The sequence below is a fragment of the Legionella sp. 16cNR16C genome (assembly GCF_021297775.1).
Classification (GTDB): domain Bacteria; phylum Pseudomonadota; class Gammaproteobacteria; order Legionellales; family Legionellaceae; genus Legionella_C; species Legionella_C quinlivanii_A.
Genome location: NZ_JAJTMX010000002.1, coordinates 113,585 through 134,717 on the forward strand (window position 1 = coordinate 113,585; position 21,133 = coordinate 134,717).

Here is a 21,133-nt window from a genome sequence, read left to right on the forward strand (position 1 = left end):
AGGTCAGTCACTCATCCAGAGGTTTCAGATTTTCAAGAGTGGTTGGAATCAATTCCGACACGGTAGGATGAATATGAACGGCATCTCGAATTAAAGTATAAGGTTTGTCCGCATACATGACATCCAAAATGGAATGTATGATTTCATCCCCATTCACTCCCAAAACCGCAGCCCCCAGAATTTTGTTGCTCGCGGAATCAACAATCACCTTTATGAATCCGGTCGGCTCGCCTTTGATCATTGCTCTTTTAACCTGCGTCATAGGGCGCTTGGCCACCAAGGCTTTATAACCAGCTTTTCTGACTTGCTCCTCAGTCATTCCACAACGTCCCAGAGGCGGGTCGATATACAAGGCATAGGTCATAATCCGGTCATTGACACTGCGTTTACTGCCATTTAGAAGATTATCGGCAGCTATCTGATAATCATTGTAAGCGGTGTGGGTGAATGCGCCTCGTCCATTGCATTCGCCCAAAGCCCATATACCGCGAACGGAGGTTGCCAAAAACTCATCGACCTCAATGATTCCGTGAGTATTGCGTTTGATATCGGTATTTTCAATTCCTAAATCTTCTGTGTTCGGAATTCTGCCAATAGCCATTAACACATGGCTTCCCCGATACAATTTACTATCGTGATTGCAACCAACCTGAGCAATGACCGCATCGCCCTCACGGTAAAATGACAGGCATTCTGTTCCTAACTCTACTTGTATTCCTGATTCGCGCATGATAGACAAAACGGTTTCTGAAACGTCAGGATCTTCACGGCCAATCAGTCGGTCGGCCTTTTCGATCACCGTGACCTGAGAGCCGAAGCGCCTGAATACCTGGGCAAACTCAAGACCGATGTAACTGCCGCCAACCACAATTAAATGCTCGGGAACGGTATCGAGCTGAAGAATAGAGGAATTGGTAAAATAGTCGATGCTGTCAATTCCTTTCATGGGAGGAACAAAGGCACGAGCTCCCACATTAATGAATATATGATCAGCAGATAAATTTCGGTCATTGACGCTGACAGTATGATTATCTATAAATTTCCCCTGACCATAAAATACAGTGATATTAGGAGTATTTTTTAACCAGTTTTCAACGCCGAGTGAGGCTTTCTGGATAAAGGCGTCTTTTCGGGCCTTAACCTTCTTCATATCCGTGCGGATGCTGCCGCTTATTTCAATTCCAAACTCATTCGCTATCTCAGCGTGATGTGCTATTTCTGCGCTGGCTACATAGAGTTTGGTAGGAATACAACCGGTATTTACGCAACTTCCTCCAAATTTATTGCGCTCGAGTATAGCAACCCTCCAACCTTCATTGGCCAAACGCACCGCCAATGAAGGACCTGCTTGTCCTGTGCCTATGATAATGGCATCAAACTGTTCAGCCATGATGATCTCCCCTGTTCCTTTTAAACTTAGCACAGGTTCTAAACCAGGTTCGCATCTTTGACATCCAGTAGAAAAATCTTTTTGTCGGTATCGCTGCTAAGCGAAACCCGAATGGAATGATTTTTCATTAATTTTTTACAGATGTCATAGGCGTCGTTCTTGTTTTTGGATTTTTGCAGCCTGAGCCAGGTATACAGAGTCAAAAATGAGCCATCACTATGGTTTTCGTAAAATGCATTGTGCGAAATAATCCCTGATTTATCTTTGATATCAGCCGGCATCAGATAACCATAGCCGGTTGTAAACACAAACAGATTTTTTGTGCTGCGTTCTGCTTCAGCAGGGATATCATCTTCTTTGAATGTCCACACATCTTTGACATCCTCATAGGACACTAATTGCAGCCAGGTGTCGTCAATGGATGGGAAAAGATTATAAATGGAAATACCGCTGATGGCCTGTAACTGAGCAGGTAAATCCACTGTAATCCATTTAACCAGTTCGACTTCTTTCTCCAATTGATCCAGGGAAGGAGGAACACGATAGATTCCGAACCCATAGCCCCAGAACGCCCATAAATATCCATTGGCTTCTTTATAGGTTTCTTTTTGCTCTGCACTTAATGACGACTCCTTGGCTGGGATACCTTCTCCACCATTATCGGTTTTGGATGACAGCCAGCCGCGGTTGACAAATTCAACGCCAATACTGGTTGGGTTCATTGCCGAGCTGTGATTTTCATGTTCTACCAGATCGTTGAATTGTAAAATAGTGGCATCTCGCCTGACCGCCATGTGTGAGGTTTCATTGACCGAGTCGTCAAATCCATCGCCGGTATCCGCAGCGGATTCATGAAGCACCAGATGCCTGATACTGAAGGGATCACGGTAAGCGTTTTTACGGCGATTGTGAACGACCGAGCTATCTGTTTTCCAGTCTTTATAATTTTTAATTCCGGAAATGCCGCTGTTAAATTCGATTGTGTTAATGACGATGGCAGTACTGCTGGAAGGGTTATACTCATTCAGATTCTTAACAATATCGGCTTCTGTGGGATCATTACCTTCGCTGGGTGTAGCAATTTTATCAATAAAATGAACAACCTGAGTGGAGGGGACCAGCGGACTGTCGGTTACCAGTTCATTGAAGCTATTGGAAAACTCCTCAAAACTCTGGGTCAGCTTTTTACCTTGTGCGGGATCAATGAGTTCGAGGGTTTTCTTATCATTACTTATGCCGGTAATAATACGGGCGTGCGCTGAGAATCCCTTGCCCTCATCTGCATCCGTAGTAACCCAGAGCGGGCCGTATTCAATCAGCCAGGCATGATAATTTTCAGCGGCGTAGGGAGCAACCGGCTCGCCTTTCATTTTCAGGGCGGTGATAAAATCCTGTTTTTCGGTATAGGGCAGGCCCTGTTTCTGATTGTAATAATTCAGATACTGTGGCCCTGCCTTGGTCATTACCTGCTCGACGGTATAATTTGTGCCGTCTTTCCAGCACATCATCATCGTCGCCACAGTAGCCCAACAGGTATTGGCGCTTTCCTGTTTAATCGGAGTAATTCCTCCCTTGCCGATTTTAGTTTCAATGGCAGGGCCTGAGCCGGCTTCATCATTAAATTTAGTATTAATCTTAGTGCCATCGGGCTTGGTAACCGCCACTTCACCACTTTTACTTTTACTGACTTTATCAAGGTTTTTATTAATACCTTCCTGAAGTTTATCAGCATTTTCATCTTTTGCCGGTGTATCCGATTTAGCGCCTGCACCTAAATAAGCATTAAGCGCTTTTTCAGTCAGTTCAGTTTTTTGTTTGGCATCTAAATTCGGATTACTGTTAATCGCTTTAATCGCGTTATCCAGACGGCGCTCCATAATTTTTTGCATTTCAAGTTTGGCTGCTTCCTGACCAAATGTTTTGGTCGCATCAAACGATGCTTTAAGCGCTTCCAAAGCATTCGTTTGATTTTGGCTTAAGCCGGTTATATCGCGGAAGGAATCCCCTTTTCCAAGAAGTGATAAGGTGCCGGCGATACCTGTTGGATCAGGCACATTGGGAGCATTTTGAATATTGACCACCGGATTCGCCAATGGAACAGGCTGTAAATTACCCGGATCCACTCTGCGGCTTTCGGTACTGATTGGGCTAATCGCTGTCGGACTATCCGGAATGGGAGATTCTTCCCAGCGCCAGAATCGGCTTTCATCTTTTTCCTCACAGGAATTACAACGTCCCATCATGGCTTCCGCATAAACCCCCTTGGTCGGAACACTGATGGAAATAGGATCGGTGGCTGAAACCATATAATAATCAAAGAGCGAATCTGACAAGCCAAAATTGGGATCAAGATTTAAACCCTGAGCCACTGGAAATACCAGGCTGTTGCCGACAATACCGATTAACTCGTTTTCAACAAGGGAGGCAAGACTTCGACCCTGACCTTTTTCGCCGGGTAAAATAATGCCATCAAGCAGCATGAACCGTCTTTCCGGTGACATATGGTACCAAAGTGCTTTATGGTAATACTCAAGATGATCATTCAAATGGCTTAGCAATGAGTTTAAGACCGCCAAATCATCTTTGCGCGGATCACGTAATTCATCAGCGCCTGGACCCGCGTAAAGAGTCGCGCCATCACTGGGTGATAAATCATCCTGAATACTTTGATAGCGGCAGAGAAAGCCTTCATAATGCGCTGTTTTATAGCGAATAAATCCTGAAACAATAATTATTGATGAATAATCAGGTAATACATTGGTCGTACCGCAGCGAATTTTAAGGTAGTGCAATTTGTCACGGCTAAACTGTGAAGGGCCCATGAATCGGATGGTAATATTGAGAATACCTTCCTTGCGGTAACGGGAAGTCAGGCTGCTATCGAAAGCCATCGAAGCGATTTCATTGCCGGTTTCATCGGCGACATGGAAGGTCAGGGTGCTTACGAAGGCGGTGGCAATCTTTTCTCCCAGCACCCGATGGAACACTTCATCCTTATTGCGGGCATTTTTTAAGTAATGTTCATAAAACCCTTGCGGTGTATCGGCTCCCATGAAGGGAATGAGACTTTGCCAGTTCGCCTCGTTAATATCTTCAACCATCTTTTTCTGATAGCCGATAATGCCGGTCGGCCCATAGATGGGCTTGGAATAATCATCCGTTTCCACCAGTTTGTCTTCTGGGCGACGGATAATAAATCGAATTTGAAAGCTGCCGGATGCATTGATTATTTTTTCGGAAGCGAAGGTGCCGGAGGGAAAATTGCTGTCTATCCATTTATTTTTAACCCGCGTTGCCGCTTCAAATCCTTTGGCAAGCCCGGGATTCATTAAAGCAAGGGCCAAATGCTCTTTCCAGCGCAGTACTTTATCCAAATCAAAACTGGTCATGGGTAAGGGTACAAACAGACATTCCCTGGCATCAGCAAGGCGTTGTCTGACTTTGAAGTGACGCAGTACCTCAAAATATTGAATTGTGATGGCATGACAGTGATTGTAATTGGCAACTGTTTCAGAAGAAACTTCAAAACGTTCCCCCTGAGAAACGGTTTGGATAACGGAAGACCGCTGGCTGCGTACGGCATTTGCAGATTGCACAATTCGATCTCTGATTTTCTGCAGATCGCTGGCTGATGTCTGTCTCAGACTATCCTGTGAGGCATTCGAGCTTGAGTAACCAGCCCCTCCGGATACGCCAAACAGAAGACCGCCCACAAAGCCGCCGATACCGGCGCTGGCGCTGGCTGTTGTGGCGCTGGAGTTGCCTCTGACATTTTCCTGAATTACTCCTTTGGTGATTTCAAAAATATCCCGATCGCGTCCCAGTGAATTATAGAGGCTTTCTTCATATTCAATCGATTGAACATTGGAGGCTGACTCCCGACGTTCCCAGTCAAACACCACAATCTGTTTCTTTTGGCCAGGAGCCAGAGGCAGGCTGTATAAGAGATCGCCGAGTGAATAACCATCGGCAATCCATTCCGATTTAAAATTAAGTAGATGGCCATGCGCGACTGAAACCGATTGATAAAGTGTCGCATCCACATCCCAGTGAACGGTATTGTTAGCATCCAGAATAACCCTGCCCAAAGGCTGGGGGGGAATAGGGGCTATTTGTTTTTTAAATTGCAAAGCTTCATTCAATTCAATCAGGGAAACGATGTTATCCTTGTTTAAACCGTCTTCATTTTTTAGAAAATTGTGCAGCACATTGCGGCTGATTTTTATTTTCTTCAGTGATTCCGCCATTTCATTGCTGGGTGCTGGATTGACTGTTCCTGGATTGGCTCGTGATATACTCATTTCTGAGGGAGTAAAGCCGCCACGCATGGCTAAATGATTAAATGCGGGCAGTTTGAGAATAGGGTCAATAATTTCCCAGATCTTTATTGGATGTTTATTCAATACTTCTTCCAGTGTAATCTCATCGTCTTCCTCGAGAATAAAACCACGAATTTCTGGCTCAGTAGTGCGGATTAAACTGAAAAAAGAATATTCCTCCAGAACGCGTTTATTGTTCTGCATATCGATTTCCTGGCAACCGCAGTCTTTTTCAGTTATTTCTTCGATATCTTCAAGTTCGGCAACCAGGATTACGTGCCGTGGAAATTCCAGCAAAGAGGCCTCGCCATCAACCAATACTTTATCAAGATGTATGGGAATGGGATTTTCTTTTACATTTAAACCAATTCTTGCTGCCGCATAGGAAAAATTACCTTCAGGATATTCAATAAAAAAATAACCGCCTGCTTCAGTTCTAACTGTGGCTATTGCTTCAATAGGGCTGTCATTTTCTCTGGATGCTTCGAAAATAATCTGAATATCCTCCATATTTTTTCGCCCCAGTTTTTCCAGAAGACGCCCATAAACAAACAAAGGTTTTCTTTCCGGGATAATTGCGCTTGGCTCAGGAAAATTAGCAGGATTGTAATCAAAGTCCAGAGTGACGGGTCTTTCTTCCCGAAGCTCAGTAGCTGGTATAGAGTTCTGCGCCAGGATATTCCCTGATTTTGAAAATAGCATCAAAAATATATCTCTATCCATTACCAAATCATTGGTAAATTTAAGAGATAACTCTGCTGAAGAGGATGGGTAATATTTTTCAGTCTTTGGTAAAAAATTACCGGATTCTGCTTTGATAAAATAGGAAGACTGTAAAATAAGATCCTGCCACGGAATTTCGTTGGCATTTGATTTCAATTGAAGTGTAATTTTCATGTTAATTTCAGCGTGCTGCAATGGAAAAACTGCAGTAAGGGCTGCTCCATTTTCTGTTGAACCGGACTGGAATTATTCCTTGCCGATATAATCTTTCCCTGATCAATTTGGAGTATAGCTGAAGAAAAAAAATTTATTTTCTCATTAATAAAAAAAACATTTGACAGTAACAGAAAAAATACAATATTTTGTAACTCCCCAGGTACGTCATCCTGAGCGCAGCGGATGACGTTGAGACGATTTGATTGAATTAGTATTAGTAAAGGACTAACTAAAGATGTTGACGATTAATCCCGATATCGCAAAAGCAAAGACAATTCCCTCCGAGTTTTATACTTCCCCTGTCTGGTTTGAACTGGCCAAAGAAAAAATCTTTGCTCGCAGCTGGCAGTTTTGCATGGGAATGGAGAATTTGTATCTGGAGCAGCAGCTGGTACCGTTTACGCTGCTGCCGGGATTTCTTGATGAGCCGCTGCTATTCTCGAGAGATGAACAGGGCCGCTTAAATTGCCTGAGTAATGTCTGCACTCATCGAGGGAAAATTTTAATAGAGCAACCCTGCAGCGCTCAGAAAATAAAATGCGCCTATCATGGTCGGCGGTTTAATCTCTGTGGGAAATTTTTACACATGCCTGAGTTTGAACAGACACAGGATTTTCCTTCTGAAAAAGATGATTTAACGCAGGTTCCTTTTGCCTGTTTTGATCCATTTATTTTTGCTTCTTTAAATCCACTAATTCCATTTGAAAGCGTTATCGCTGAAATCAGGGATCGATTATTCTGGTTACCCATGGAAAAAATGCGTCTGGATGTGAATCGTTCGCGTGATTATCTGGTTAAAGCGAATTGGGCGCTTTATTGCGAAAATTATCTGGAAGCTTTACATATACCATTCGTACATCATTCACTAAGAAAAGCAATAGATTGTACGACTTATACCACCGAAATTTATCCCTATTGCAATTTGCAACTGGCTTTGGCCTCGCAGGGGGAAATCAGTTTTGAATTGCCTGAAAATGCTGTCGACTATGGCAAGGAAGTCGCTGCTTACTATTACTGGATTTTTCCAAACACCATGTTGAACTTTTATCCCTGGGGATGCTCTGTGAATGTGGTTAAGCCGATTAATCCCGGCTTGAGTAAAGTCTCTTTTCTAACTTATGTTCTGGATGAATCCAAATTAGGGCTGGGTGCGGGTGGTGAACTGGATAAAGTGGAGCGAGAAGATGAGGCGGTGGTCGAATCAGTACAGAAAGGAATCCGCTCGCGCTTTTACGAAAGCGGACGGTTTTCTCCGACGAAGGAGCAGGGTACTCATCATTTCCAGCAATTACTTTGTCAGTTTTTAAATGAATAGAAGAGTTTTTGCTGATTATGATTTAGGATGAGTGTGGCTGATGGTTCTAAAAGGATTTTGGAATGAACAATACACAAGAGAGTCATAGTCTACACCGTAAACTGAATGCGCGTGTACTCAGTATGATTACTCTGGGAGGCTCTATTGGAACAGGAATTTTTCTGGGAAGCGGCAATGCCCTGTCGCTTGCAGGTCCAGGCGGAACCCTGTTTGCTTATCTTCTCATAGGTTGTATGGTGTATTTTCTGATGACGAGCCTTGGTGAAATGGCTGCTTTCATGCCCACTTCCGGCTCGTTTTATGTGTATGCAACACGCTTTGTCGATCCTTCGCTGGGTTATGCCCTCGGTTGGAATTACTGGTATAGCTGGGCAGTTTCTATTGCCTCTGAAATAGCTGCTTCCGCCATCATTATGCAATACTGGTTTCCACAGAGTTCCTCCTTATTATGGTGTTCACTGTTCCTCTCTCTGGTGATTGGTTTTAATGCGATTTCCAGCAAAGCATTTGGTGAGGCGGAATACTGGTTTTCTTTTATCAAGATTGCAGTGATCATTTTATTCATTGTTGCAGGTTTAGGCATGATCACCGGATTAACCGCCTATGAACCTGTGGGTTTCAAAAACTGGCATATTGGAGATGCGCCTTTTCATGGCGGTGTCTTTGGCGTTTTTGCTGCCATTATGGTGGCTGGATTTTCTTTTCAGGGTACGGAGTTAATTGGCATTGCTGCAGGAGAAAGTCAGAATCCCGAGAAAAATGTTCCCAAAGCAATTCAATTGATTTTCTGGCGTATTCTGCTGTTTTTTGTTCTCTCGCTTCTGATTATCAGTTTATTAATTCCCTATACTTCGCCTCAGTTGATTGAAAGCAGTGTGTTAATGAGCCCCTTCACTCTGGTATTCAAGCATTATGGCTTTGCTGCAAGTTTCATGAATATTGTCATTTTAATAGCCATTTTATCGACAGCAAATTCAGGAATATACGTGGCAAGTCGTATGTTCTGGTTCTTGGCAAAACAAGGGCACATCCCTTCTGTATTCAGCCGGGTTAATCGCAGGGGAGTGCCCATGGCGGCACTAATCGCCACAGCCGGTGTCGCATTGCTGGCTTTCTTTTCCTCTTTTTTTGGTAATGGACGCGTTTATTTATGGTTACTGAATGCCGGCAGTCTGGCTGGATTTATTGCCTGGATGGGAATTGCAGTCAGCCATTATCGTTTTCGCAAGGCTTATCTGCTAAAAGGCTATGAGCTTAAAAACCTGCCCTACAAGGCCAAGGCTTACCCCTATGCGCCGTTGCTGGCGTTTATGCTTTGCCTTATTGTTATTGGCGGCCAGAATTATAAAGCGTTTTCTGCTTCACCTATTGACTGGTATGGCTTGCTGATTTCCTACATTGGCCTGCCTTTGTTTATTGCTGTGTGGCTAATCCATAAATGGTTTAGAAAAACAAAATGGGTAAAACTTAAAGACTGTTCTTTTGCTTTGGATTAGCATTTTTCTGTGATTAAAGGATAATAGGAGAAAAAGGAAGCGACCCATTATGACTGGAAAATCAGCAGCCAGAATTCTTTGGCAGACTTATTTGCAGCAGTTAAGCGATATATGGACTTTTGGCATTGAAAATGATTTCAAGCTTTTTTTAAGCCCATTGTTCATGCGGCTGAAACTTGGCAGTATTTTCAATCTGCAGGAGCATTATTATATCCAAGGCTTTATTCGGCTAATCAGATCGCTTCCGGACGCAGCACAGAAAGGCTTTCTCGAAAACATCGCATTGGATGATTTACAGTTATTTGATATCAACTGGCAGCCGAATGTTATTGTGATGACTTATTTGGAAGAGCCCAATCTGAATGCGATGGCAGAATATATTGTTCGTTACAAGCAATTGCTTGCAGACACTAAATTGTTGCGCGATGAGATATTCGTCCTGGAGCAGGCTTTGGAGTTATCCCCGGATAATTTATTGTATCGAGCGCAATTGAAGCAAAAAGGTCGCCTGCTTGAAACCCATTTTCAAATGCCCACGGATTCAGTGCTGACGTCCATCCAAAATGCCAAAGGAAGCCCGATCTTTTCTGCGGTGACTCCTTTGGCCGAGAGGGCGATTAATACGGATTGTGTTTTAAAGCCTGGCTGAGTACATTCACACGGATGCCTACGTGCCCCGATTTATTCGGGGCATCCAGTGGAGCCACTGCCATTAAGTTAAGGAATCATTGTAGGTTGGGCCCTTGGCCCAACAAAAGGGGTTGAACCACTCCAGAACTCAATGTTGGGCCAAGGGCCCAACCTACAGGTAATTGCAGAATTCCCGCAACTGATACCCACGGAATAATATCCAGAGACCCATTTTTTTTGTACAATTTCAGCTAATCTATTCGTGGAATTTTCTATATGTCGTATATTCAATCAACCGCTCATTTTGAGACCATTTCTGACTTTCTGCGTTTTGGTTACAGCGAGGCGAGCAAATCAGGGCTTTATTATGGTCATGGAACCGATAATGCCTGGGACGAAATATTCTGGCTGGTTACCGCCAGCCTGCACCTTCCGATTTCTGTAGACAGGCAGCTTCTGTCTGCCCGTCTGACCTCAGCCGAGAAAGAAATGCTGGCTGAGCGTTTAGCCAAACGTATTATTGAGCGTATTCCGGTTGCTTATTTAATCCAGGAAGCTCTTTTCTGCGGTTTGCCTTTTTTTGTAGATGAGAGGGTTCTGATTCCACGTTCTCCAATTGCTGAATTAATCAATCATCAGTTCTCGCCCTGGATAGAGGCGAATCAGGTGCATCGAGTACTGGATCTGTGTACTGGCAGCGCCTGCATTGCGATTGCCTGTGGCTATGTGTTTCCTGATGCTCAGATTGACGCAGTCGATTTGTCTTCTGAAGCTCTGGAAGTTGCCAGAATAAATCGGCAGAAACATGAAATGGAAGAGCAGCTGCAACTGATACAGTCTGATTGCTGGGAAAAAGTACCGCCTGTGCGCTATGACATTATTGTTTCCAATCCGCCCTATGTTGGATCTCAGGAAATGGCCACATTGCCTGAGGAATATCGCCATGAGCCGGAAATGGCGCTGGAATGTGAAGAAAATGGGCTGGCCATTGTTGAAAAAATTATGGCAAATGCCCATGATTACCTGACTGAGCATGGTATTCTGGTTGTTGAAGTGGGGAATAGCGAAGAGGCTTTAATTGAAGCCTATCCTGATTTGGATTTCATATGGCTCGATTTTGAGCATGGGGGGCATGGTGTTTTCCTGCTGACTGCCCGGCAATTAAAATCATATTTTGGAAAACAAGGCGAATGAGCGGCAATACGTTTGGAACGCTTTTTAAGGTGACCACTTTTGGTGAAAGCCACGGGCCGGCACTGGGCTGTATCGTGGACGGCTGCCCTCCAGGCTTAATGTTGTCGGAAGCGCTGATACAGCCCTTTTTGGATAAGCGAAAACCTGGTCAGTCAAAATACACCACCCAGCGTCGGGAAAGCGATACGGTACAGATTTTGTCGGGTGTGTTTGAAGGAAAAACTACCGGCACACCCATCGCGTTAGTCATTCACAATACTGACCAACGTTCAAGAGATTATAATGATATCAAGGACTTGTTTCGGCCAGGTCATGCCGATTTCACCTATCATCATAAATATGGGCATCGCGACTATCGCGGAGGCGGTCGTTCTTCGGCGAGAGAAACAGTGGCGCGTGTTGCTGCAGGGGCAATCGCCCGATTATATCTGAAACAGTTTGCTAACATTGATATCGTCGGTTTTTTGCAGCAAATGGGTAAAATTGAATTGGAATTTGTCGATGAAAGCGCTATCGGGCAAAATCCTTTTTTCTGCCCAAATCATCATCAGCCCGCAGAGCTGGCAAATTATATTGATGATTTAAGACGGCAGGGCGATTCGGTAGGTGCTCGAGTAACAGTTATTGGCAGGAATATTCCTGTGGGTCTTGGCGATCCTGTTTTTGATAAACTGGATGCCACCCTTGCCTTTGCAATGATGTCTATTAATGCGGTCAAGGGCGTAGAAATAGGCGCTGGATTTCAATCAGTCACTCAGCAAGGCAGCGAACATCGTGACCAAATGAGCAAAGAGGGTTTTTTAACAAATAATGCCGGCGGCATACTGGGAGGAATTTCCACAGGACAGGAGCTTAAAGTCAGTATGGCTTTAAAACCTACCTCCAGTATTGTCAAACCCGGACTAACCATTAATACACATGGCGAAGAAGTGACTGTGGTGACAAAAGGCCGCCATGATCCCTGTGTCGGGATTCGTGCGGTTCCAATCGCAGAAGCAATGATGGCGTTGGTGCTAATGGACCATTTCTTACGGCATCGTGCTCAAAACAGTCAGTAATAATCGATACAATTAACGGGGTAAAGTATGAGCAGGCGATTAAATATAGCGGTAGTAGGAGCCACAGGGGCTGTCGGAGAAACCTTATTAGCTGTACTGGAAGAGCGTGATTTTCCAGTGGATAATCTTTATCCCTTAGCCAGCGAGCGCTCGGTCGGAAAAACGGTTCAATTTAATGGTCAAACTCTCGATGTGATTGATTTGGCACATTTTAATTTTCATGATGTGGACATTGCGTTATTCTCAGCGGGCGGCAGTGTTTCCAAACATTACGCGCCGATCGCCGCAGAAGCTGGCTGCATTGTCATTGATAACACCTCCTGCTTTCGTTACGAAGACGATATTCCTCTAGTAGTTCCTGAAGTAAATCCAGGGCGCATCAGGGATTACCAAAATCGAAATATTATCGCCAACCCCAATTGCTCCACCATTCAGATGGTTGTAGCCCTGAAACCTTTACATGATGCAGTGGGAATTTCCCGTATTAACGTGGCAACGTATCAGGCAGTTTCTGGAACCGGAAAAAAAGCGGTCTCAGAACTGATTGAGCAGGTAGGAGAGCTGCTTAACGGCCGTCCGCCCAAAAGTTCAGTCTATCCCCAGCAAATCGCTTTTAATGTGCTGCCGCATATCGATGAATTTCAGGAAAATGGCTACACCAGAGAAGAGATGAAAATGGTTTGGGAAACCAGGAAAATCATGGAAGATGATAGTATTCTTGTCAACCCGACAACTGTGCGAGTTCCTGTTTTATATGGTCATTCAGAAGCAATACATCTCGAACTCAAAGCACCCTTATCGGTAGAAAAGGCAAGAGAACTACTGAAAAAAGCGCCGGGCGTGGTCTTGGTCGATGATCCGGAAAAGCTGAAATACCCAACGCCGATAACTCATGCGATCGGTCGCGATGAAGTGTTTGTAGGACGTATCAGACAGGATATCACCCATCCGAATGGGCTTAATATGTGGGTGGTTGCCGATAATATCCGAAAAGGTGCTGCCAGCAATGCGGTTCAGATTGCTGAGATTTTACAAAGAGAGTATTTGTAATCGCAAAGGCTTGAAATTTGAAAAAAAAGGCCCAAATATAAACAAACAGTGTTTCATGCAACCGGTGCGCACCAGCAGGTGTTATACCCGGTTGAAAAATCTGAATAGTCAGGTTTGAATAATCTATACTTTTATTAGTTTCTTAATGTAGGCACGAAAATGTCATTGCTCAAGAGGCGGACAAAACAACCAAAAGATTTTGTAATCACCCAGCATCCCCGGGATCAAACAATGAATGCCGGGTACAGAGCCACGTTTTCGGCTGTGGCACAATCGGAGTCGTCCGCTGTTTTTGTTCAATGGCAAATCAGCAGAGATCAGGGAAAAAGCTGGCTTAATATTCATAATGCCAATCACAATACCTATACCACAGAGCGGCTGACCCCGACTGCAAGTGGTAATCTTTATCGTGCGGTTTTTTCTGACGGAAAAAAATTAACACTGGCCTCTGATGCTGCTCGATTGACGGTTATTGATGTATTGAACCGCGGCAGGGCAAGGGGATTGCCAGGTGTCGATATTCCTGATCGCTCAGATCAGAGTTCTTATCTGGTTGATGAAAACCGTTCCACTGAGCGTAAACGGCGTTTACTCGAACAGGATGGACATCGCAGGCTGGCGAGAGTTCATGCACGCGAACACAATGACGAGGAAGTGAACAGAAGCCCGGAAGGTGAGTTGCAGAACTCGATCATGCAGCATCCGCTATTGGCTGATCAGCGCTATGATGGCTATGATCCAAATGTTAACCCTGAACCGCCGCTGAATTCAGAGGCGCGTCGGGAATTTGATAATGAAAAGCGTAAACAGGAACAGGAAAAACAATTGCGATTGGGTAATATGCCCAAGTTCACCGCACCAAGACCGAGTCCTAATTAATGACAATTGCAAATGATATTATTAGCGGCCGCATGCCTGACTTTGAGTTCTATTTGCGACAGGGCGAATCTCTTGATGATATAGACGAGTATGGGTTTACGCCTTTAATCGAATGCGCAGTCGCCAAACGGCCTGAAATTGCAGCTCAGCTGCTGGGCAGAGGAGCCAATGTGAATAAACCGGACGTCACTGGACGAACTCCTTTGCATTGGGCGGTAGACAATAATGATTTGAATATGACGCGTCTATTGCTGGAACATCGGGCCAATCCAAACGCCTATACTAACGCCGGGTTGTCTATTCTGGTTTACCCGGTTTTACGCAGTCAGGACAGTTTAAAGCAGATTCTTTATCAACATGGCGCAAGACTTGATTTTGCCCTTGATTTTATTTTGGGTAAATTGCTGGGGCATCGTTTTGAATTGCAGGGGGATGTGGATATTGTCAATGCCGATAATGAATTCGTCGAGCTTGATTATGAAGGCTTCATTCTGGAATTCACTGTCGCTATTCTTAAGGATTCACTGCGACGCTTTATCAGTTCCTATTCAACCCGGCATTTACGGGGCTATTTTCCTTTGCTGTACACCATTATGGATGGCTTTAGTGCCGCTGCTGAGCTGTTGCAGCTACAGCATCAACCAGTATTCACCGAGCAGCATTTTGCGCATCTGAATAACTTGCTTAAGTCACCCATTCTCATTCTTCCGGCTGCGAGCCGCGGACATGCCCTGGGATTTATACGTTATAAAAACTGGTGGGCTAAAATTGACCGGGGTGAAAACAGTTTAAAGGAAGGCTCTGTTAATATATACCGTTTAGGGCGGCCTGATGCGGTCAATCTGCCTTTTTTAAGGGAATTTCTTTATAAAAAGCAACCGCGCAGTTTCTTTCATCAAACTATTAATCAACTACTGGGATTGAGCCCTGTTCTGCAAATGCCAATCAGTTCCCAAATCAGCGGTAACTGCTCCTGGGCCAATATACAGGCTATCGTGCCTGTGGCTTATGCACTGCAGGAACTGGAGGAAAATAAGCATTTTTCAGTGGATACAGCGCTGGCTTTATATGATACCTGGGTTGAATGGGATAAAGACAGAGCATTAGATGATGCAATCCACCGCTTTTACCGTGCAAACAGTCTAAGGCAGGCCAGTATCTGTTCCATGCTGGCGGCAGTACTTTATCAGTCCTGCGACTATAGCAATCCACATCATTTGATGCGGGCTGAAAAAATTCTGACCCTGCTAACCCTCCCGGATTATTATTATATCTTAAGAAGCTATCTGGAAGAGTATTGCATCACCCGTCTGACCCGGCGTGGCAATAACCTGCTAAAAATACTCGATGACTGCGGTATTAATCCGAATATCGGTGTAACGCCGATTGCGACTGGTTTAAAAGAGAGAAAATAGCAGATTCATTGATTTTAACTGCTAAATTTGTTTTTATTAAGCCTTTCGTTCAAACAAGAATGTCTATGTTTAAACAATTGTACCGTTATTTATTCCGCTGGGAGTCTTTAACTAAAGAAGAAATACTTGAAGCTGACCGTTTTTTTGCCTCTTATTCTAGAAACTCAGGTTTTAAAGGCTATATCTATGCTTTAAATGTTGATTTATATAAAACGCTTTACCCGGATTCACAGGATAGGGGCTATGCGCATGTAGCCAGCGATTCTCATCTCCAGGTTATGTTTGGCTTGCTCAATCAGCAACACTCTTACTTTAAAGAAATTTCGGATAGTTTATTCAATGCCTTTAAAAGCTATTATTTTCTTTTTGAGACGCTTCAGATCAATGAAAAGTCTCAGGACAAAGTCGATTCATTCAGATATGCCTACAATGTATTACTATGTTTAGGCGGGCATATCGAAACCACGCTTGATTGTCTGGACAGGAAGTGTGTAACCCAGGGAAGCTGGCAGTCTTTTTTAAATTATATCCCACCGAAATCAGACGTCATTGAAATTGAGCACTGGCAACGTCTTTTCTTTGAGGATTTTATAGCCACCAGGCGATTGTTTCATCTGGCTGCGGTGATCGAGAAAGCGCTTGGCAGACCTCCTTTAAACATTGACGAAGCGCGCACTACAGCAAAGGCATTGCGATATGTTTCTCAGGCAGCGCATCCAGAATTTGCGGCGTTTTGTGTTGAGCACTTTGTTCCGGAATCAGTGTATGAGTTGTGCATTAGTGCAAATCAGGAGAATAGCCGTCAGGGTTTTAAAGATATCTTAGGCCATTTTAATGAAGAGCAGCTCCTCGAAATGATTGAAGTTGCGCCCATTGCTAACCTGAATATCGCTACGATCGAACTTCTGTTGAAGAGTCTGAAAACAGAAGATGCCCAGATAAAATGTCTGAAACGTTTTGAATCGAAAATTAGCAACATTCAAAAAGAATACGAATTTTTTAAATTGTTTGATGTTCTTGGAAGCGCAAAAGCTCAGCAGCAGATAGTAACTATTGCTTCTGCGGAAAAACTGCGCGTCTATCTTGATAGCTTTTACACATTGGAAATGTATCTTAAATCCATAAAACCTGAGTTTATTCCAGACTTCCTTTCAACGATTGTTGGCCAGGATAAGTTAAATGCCCTGGTTTCGCAAGAGTTTCACTATGATAAACTGCTAAAATTTCTCAAGCCCTTGGACATACCTCACCTCGCATTTCTACAAAATCTATTTAGTATTGAAAAATTACGCCTTTTTGCAAAATCAAGCGCATCTCTGGCTGCGCAATTAAGCGCGCTCCCGCTGGATTGTCATATGGAATATTTGAAAGATATCGTAGGACCAAAGCAATTAAGAACCGTGATCGGCCAAAACTATTGCATGTTAGCCACTTTGCTTAATCCAGTGAAAGATATTCACAGGAAAAGCCTGCTGTTTGATATTCTTGGGGAAGAGGAAGTACAGGCTACAATCAAGTGCTATGGTGATCTGCGCGCAAGAAAAACAATCAAATCTCTTATTCATCCTGAGCACCGTAAGGAGTTTAGGACGCGACTTATTAATGATGTGGAAAAAGAAGCAAAAAACTGGGTCAAAAAGCAACGTCAAATAATCATAAATAATCCATTTAAAGTAGGTTTTTTGGGTATGGGGGGCGGTGGTGTCGATATTACTCTTCCCGATAAAACTCAAAAGAGAGTACCTAAAACAATTGGAAAGCTATGGGAGTACTCATGTAATGCCAAGGCAAAAAAAATCTCTTATGTAGATGCCCGCAGGGCTATGGAGGATTGTATGAGTCAAAGTAAAAAGAAAAACGACTGGATAACCTTCTTCTCCAGAGGAAAGGAAACGAAAAGATATTATAAACAGGAGACCGCGGCTTTGGACGAAAATCCAAAAAATGAGTTTTCAAGCTAGGATTTCTGTTATGATGTTTATTTATATCTAATTTATAAACGTGCTATCACAATCCTGCGAAATATTAGCCGGGGTTGGTCCCGCGCTGGCCGGCAAATTGCAAAGCTGCGGGATTAATACCATCGCTGATTTAATCTTTCACCTGCCTTTCCGTTATCAGGACAGAACGCGGGTGACTGCTATTTGTGATTTGAGACCTGATGATCATGCAGTTATTATGGGACGTGTTTGCAAAACAGAAGTTAAATACGGCAAACGGATGATGCTTTATTGCTATGTGGAAGACAAAACGGCAGTCATCAAACTTCGATTTTTTCATTTTAACAAAAACCAGGTCAAGGCATTGCAGCCAGGCCAGTTACTGCGTGCTTTTGGTGAAGTCAAGGAATTCTCTCATCAGCTGGAAATGATCCATCCCGAATATCGATTATTAGAAGATGAACAGGATATGCGGGTCGAGGAAACCTTAACGCCGATTTACCCGGGCACAGAAGGTTTAAGCCAGAGCCGTCTTCGCCAATTAGTGAAATTAGCGCTTGCCGCCAGTCAGCCAGTTTTGCAGGAGCTGGAATGGATGACTGCGCAGCAGTTGAAGAGTCTGAACTTTTCTTCAATTCACGAGTCTTTGATGCTTTTACACCAGCCGCCTCCGGATATTGCCCTCTCCTTGCTGGAGGAAGGCAAGCATCCGGCCATGCAGAGACTGGCTTTTGAGGAATTATTAGCGCAGCGCTTAAGCATGCAATTCGCCAGACGGCACCGCAACCATTTATCGGCTCCCTGTTTCAAGGATAAAAGGGATTTGAAAGCACAGTTTATTGCCAATCTTCCCTATCCGCTGACGTCTGCTCAGTTACGGGTTGATTCAGAAATAAGCGCTGATCTTGTAATGGAAAAACCCATGCTTCGGCTGGTGCAGGGGGATGTAGGCTGCGGGAAAACCACTGTAGCGGCTTTGGCCAGTTTGCATGCAATTGAGAATGGCTATCAGGCCGCCTTTATGGCGCCGACCGACTTACTTACTGAGCAGCATTTTTTTAATTTTCAACGCTGGTTTGAGCCTTTGGGAGTTCAATGCCTTCGTCTTAGCGGAAAAATGAAGCTTAAAGAACGCCGGGAAACCTTGCAAAAGCTGCATTCTCATGAAGGCCATCTGCTGATTGGAACGCATGCCCTGTTTCAGGAGCAGGTGGAGTTTGCCAAGCTGGGTCTGGTCATTATTGATGAGCAGCATCGTTTTGGTGTTGAACAACGCTTGTCATTGCAGCAAAAAGGGCAGATTGATTCACTTATCCCTCATCAGCTATTAATGACGGCAACCCCCATTCCAAGAACCTTGGCGATGACTCAGTTTGCTCATCTTGATATTTCTGTTATTGATGAATTACCCCCTGGACGCATGCCCATACAAACTGTGGTAATCAGTCAGGAGAAGCGTGACTCTATCATTGAAAGGCTTAAGACAGCCCTCGCCAGTGGAGCACAGGCTTACTGGGTTTGTACTTTAATTGAAGAATCAGAAAAACTTCAGTGTATGGCAGCGACGGTGACTGCTGAGAATTTGCAGGCCCAATTGCCTTCGGCGCGTGTGGGTCTTGTTCATGGTCGAATGAAAGCCGTGGAAAAAGAAGCCACAATGGCCGCTTTTAAGCAGGGTGAAATTGATTTGCTCGTGGCGACTACGGTGATTGAAGTGGGTGTAGACGTTCCCAATGCCAGTGTGATGATCATTGAAAACGCCGAGCGGCTGGGGCTTTCTCAGCTTCATCAGCTTCGAGGCCGGGTAGGGCGGGGTAATAGCCAATCCTTTTGCCTGTTAATTTATCAGTCACCTCTTTCCCAGTCAGGAAGCGAACGTTTGCGGGTGATGAAGTCCACCAATGATGGATTTATTATCGCAGAGAAAGATTTACAACTCCGCGGCAGCGGTGAAATTCTGGGAACCCGGCAAACCGGATACCGGCAATTCAAAATCGCTAATCTACAGCGCGATGCGGCTTTGCTGCCGCAGGTTGCAGAAGCCGCCAGACAATTGCTGCAGGAATCGGTCGATACAGCAGAGCAAATTGCCACACGATGGTTAGGAAATTTTAAAGAATTTATTCACAGTTGAGTTTTATAAATTTTTTGTAACTCCTTACGTCATCCTGAACGCAGTGAAGGATCTCAAACTGCTTAGAACTGAGCCAGATTCAGGAGATCCTTCACTGCGTTCAGGATGACGTTGAGAGTTACAATTTTTTTATGATTTAGAAAGCTTTTGCTTTCCTGCGGGAGCTATTAGAATGAGCCTAATATTAAGGGAGTGACCAATAAATGAATCGAACTGTGTCGTTCGCCGCAGGTTTAATTATGGTATGGATAATCGGGTATTTACTGATTGTCGGCAGAAGTCTCATTATTCCACTGGTTGTCGCTATTTTTATCTGGCACTTATTAAATACAATTTATGTTTTTGTAAAAAAAATACCAGGTGTTGAAGGGCGGGTTCCTGACTGGTTAAGCAAGATCCTGGCATTTCTCGCTGTCGCTTTATTGATTAAAGTATTGGTAGATATTATTGGAAATAATGTCAGCGATGTCATTCAGGCCTCATCGCGTTATCAGGAAAACCTGATGGCTATTTTTAATAAAATAGATGATTATTTTAATATAAAAATCATGGCCAAATTTGATAGTTTCGTAAAAAGCCTAAGCATTCAGGAGATCATGGTTAATATATATGGTGTGTTTAGCTCTGTGACCAGTTCGGCTGTATTAATTATTTTATATGTCGTTTTTTTATTTGTAGAGCAGCATTATTTTGAGCAAAAATTAAATGCCATGATTAAAGAGTCGAATAATCGTCAGCTGGTTAATAACATTTTGGGGCATATTGTTAAAGATACTCAAACCTATCTCGGTTTAAAAACCTTAATTAGTCTGGTCACCGCGCTGACCAGTTGGATTATTATGAAAATAGTGGGTTTGGATTTTGCAGAATTCTGGGCCTTGCTCATCTTTTTTCTCAATTTTATTCCTAATATCGGTGCAATTATTGCCACTTTGTTTCCGGCTTTACTGGCGCTGATACAGTTCGATAACTGGTTACCCTTTATTATCGTCTCAATAGGATTAACCACTATCCAATTTATCATTGGCAATATCATTGAGCCGCGTTTTTTGAGCAAATCACTAAATTTAAGCCCTCTGGTAATTTTATTTGCCTTGGCATTATGGGGTGCGATGTGGGGAATTCTGGGAATGTTTCTTTCAGTACCTATTACGGTAATGATGATGATTATATTCGCGCATTTTGACAAGACAAGGCCAATGGCTATTATGTTGTCCCAGGACGGATATATACAAAAAGCCTACGAAACCATGCCGGAAAAAGCCCGCTTACTTTGAGTTCCTCACGTCATCCCTTAGCCTGACGGCTATGCCACGTCATCTCGAGCGCCAGCGAGGGATCTCCGGCACCAGGCACGTATTTAAGGGAGATCCA

The 21,133-nt window shown here is 43.8% G+C and carries 13 protein-coding genes; 11 read left to right on the forward strand and 2 right to left on the reverse strand.

What is annotated here, in order from left to right:
* Nucleotides 1-7: 7 nt before the first annotated feature.
* Both LXA66_RS04470 and LXA66_RS04475 read right to left on the reverse strand, forming a co-directional pair.
* Entirely contained in the window at nucleotides 8-1,390 is a 1,383-nt protein-coding gene (locus LXA66_RS04470) for an FAD-containing oxidoreductase (protein WP_233012144.1), read from the reverse strand.
* Nucleotides 1,391-1,428: 38 nt separating this feature from the next.
* On the reverse strand, nucleotides 1,429-6,606 hold the full coding sequence (locus LXA66_RS04475) for a papain-like cysteine protease family protein (RefSeq protein WP_233012146.1): 5,178 nt from the start codon (nucleotides 6,604-6,606) through the stop codon (nucleotides 1,429-1,431).
* A gap of 277 nt (nucleotides 6,607-6,883) precedes the next feature.
* Here LXA66_RS04475 and LXA66_RS04480 point away from each other — a divergent pair, with 277 nt between their 5' ends.
* The 11 genes from LXA66_RS04480 to LXA66_RS04530 all read left to right on the forward strand — a co-directional run bounded on the left by LXA66_RS04480 (nucleotide 6,884) and on the right by LXA66_RS04530 (nucleotide 21,036).
* A complete protein-coding gene (locus tag LXA66_RS04480) occupies nucleotides 6,884-7,963 on the forward strand; it encodes an SRPBCC family protein (RefSeq protein ID WP_233012147.1) in 1,080 nt (359 codons plus the stop codon).
* Nucleotides 7,964-8,025: 62 nt separating this feature from the next.
* Nucleotides 8,026-9,459, forward strand: a complete 1,434-nt coding sequence (locus tag LXA66_RS04485) for an amino acid permease (protein ID WP_233012148.1) — start codon at nucleotides 8,026-8,028, stop codon at nucleotides 9,457-9,459.
* A gap of 49 nt (nucleotides 9,460-9,508) precedes the next feature.
* Nucleotides 9,509-10,108 carry a hypothetical protein gene (locus tag LXA66_RS04490; protein ID WP_233012150.1) on the forward strand — a complete coding sequence of 200 codons (600 nt, stop codon included), beginning with the start codon at nucleotides 9,509-9,511 and terminating at the stop codon, nucleotides 10,106-10,108.
* 257 nt (nucleotides 10,109-10,365) lie between these two features.
* Entirely contained in the window at nucleotides 10,366-11,283 is a 918-nt protein-coding gene (prmB, locus tag LXA66_RS04495) for a 50S ribosomal protein L3 N(5)-glutamine methyltransferase (RefSeq protein ID WP_233012152.1), read from the forward strand.
* Nucleotides 11,280-12,341, forward strand: coding sequence for a chorismate synthase (gene aroC / locus LXA66_RS04500; RefSeq protein WP_133140892.1), 1,062 nt, complete (start codon nucleotides 11,280-11,282; stop codon nucleotides 12,339-12,341). Before prmB ends, aroC begins: the two co-directional genes overlap by 4 nt.
* Before the next feature lie 27 nt (nucleotides 12,342-12,368).
* Complete coding sequence (locus tag LXA66_RS04505) at nucleotides 12,369-13,391, forward strand: aspartate-semialdehyde dehydrogenase (RefSeq protein WP_233012161.1); 1,023 nt, start codon at nucleotides 12,369-12,371, stop codon at nucleotides 13,389-13,391.
* Between the two features lie 231 nt (nucleotides 13,392-13,622).
* Nucleotides 13,623-14,270: a hypothetical protein gene (locus tag LXA66_RS04510; protein ID WP_133140894.1), complete on the forward strand. Its 648-nt coding sequence runs from the start codon at nucleotides 13,623-13,625 to the stop codon at nucleotides 14,268-14,270.
* Complete coding sequence (gene ankH / locus LXA66_RS04515) at nucleotides 14,270-15,685, forward strand: Dot/Icm T4SS effector AnkH/LegA3 (protein WP_233012163.1); 1,416 nt, start codon at nucleotides 14,270-14,272, stop codon at nucleotides 15,683-15,685. The genes LXA66_RS04510 and ankH overlap by 1 nt, the downstream gene beginning before the upstream one ends.
* 65 nt (nucleotides 15,686-15,750) lie before the next feature.
* Nucleotides 15,751-17,646, forward strand: coding sequence for a hypothetical protein (locus LXA66_RS04520; RefSeq protein ID WP_233012165.1), 1,896 nt, complete (start codon nucleotides 15,751-15,753; stop codon nucleotides 17,644-17,646).
* A 40-nt stretch (nucleotides 17,647-17,686) separates the two neighbouring features.
* Complete coding sequence (gene recG, locus LXA66_RS04525) at nucleotides 17,687-19,759, forward strand: ATP-dependent DNA helicase RecG (RefSeq protein ID WP_233012166.1); 2,073 nt, start codon at nucleotides 17,687-17,689, stop codon at nucleotides 19,757-19,759.
* A 203-nt stretch (nucleotides 19,760-19,962) separates the two neighbouring features.
* The gene (locus tag LXA66_RS04530; RefSeq protein ID WP_112219083.1) at nucleotides 19,963-21,036 is read left to right on the forward strand and encodes an AI-2E family transporter; all 1,074 of its coding nucleotides are present in this window, start codon (nucleotides 19,963-19,965) and stop codon (nucleotides 21,034-21,036) included.
* The last annotated feature ends 97 nt before the right edge of the window (nucleotides 21,037-21,133 follow it).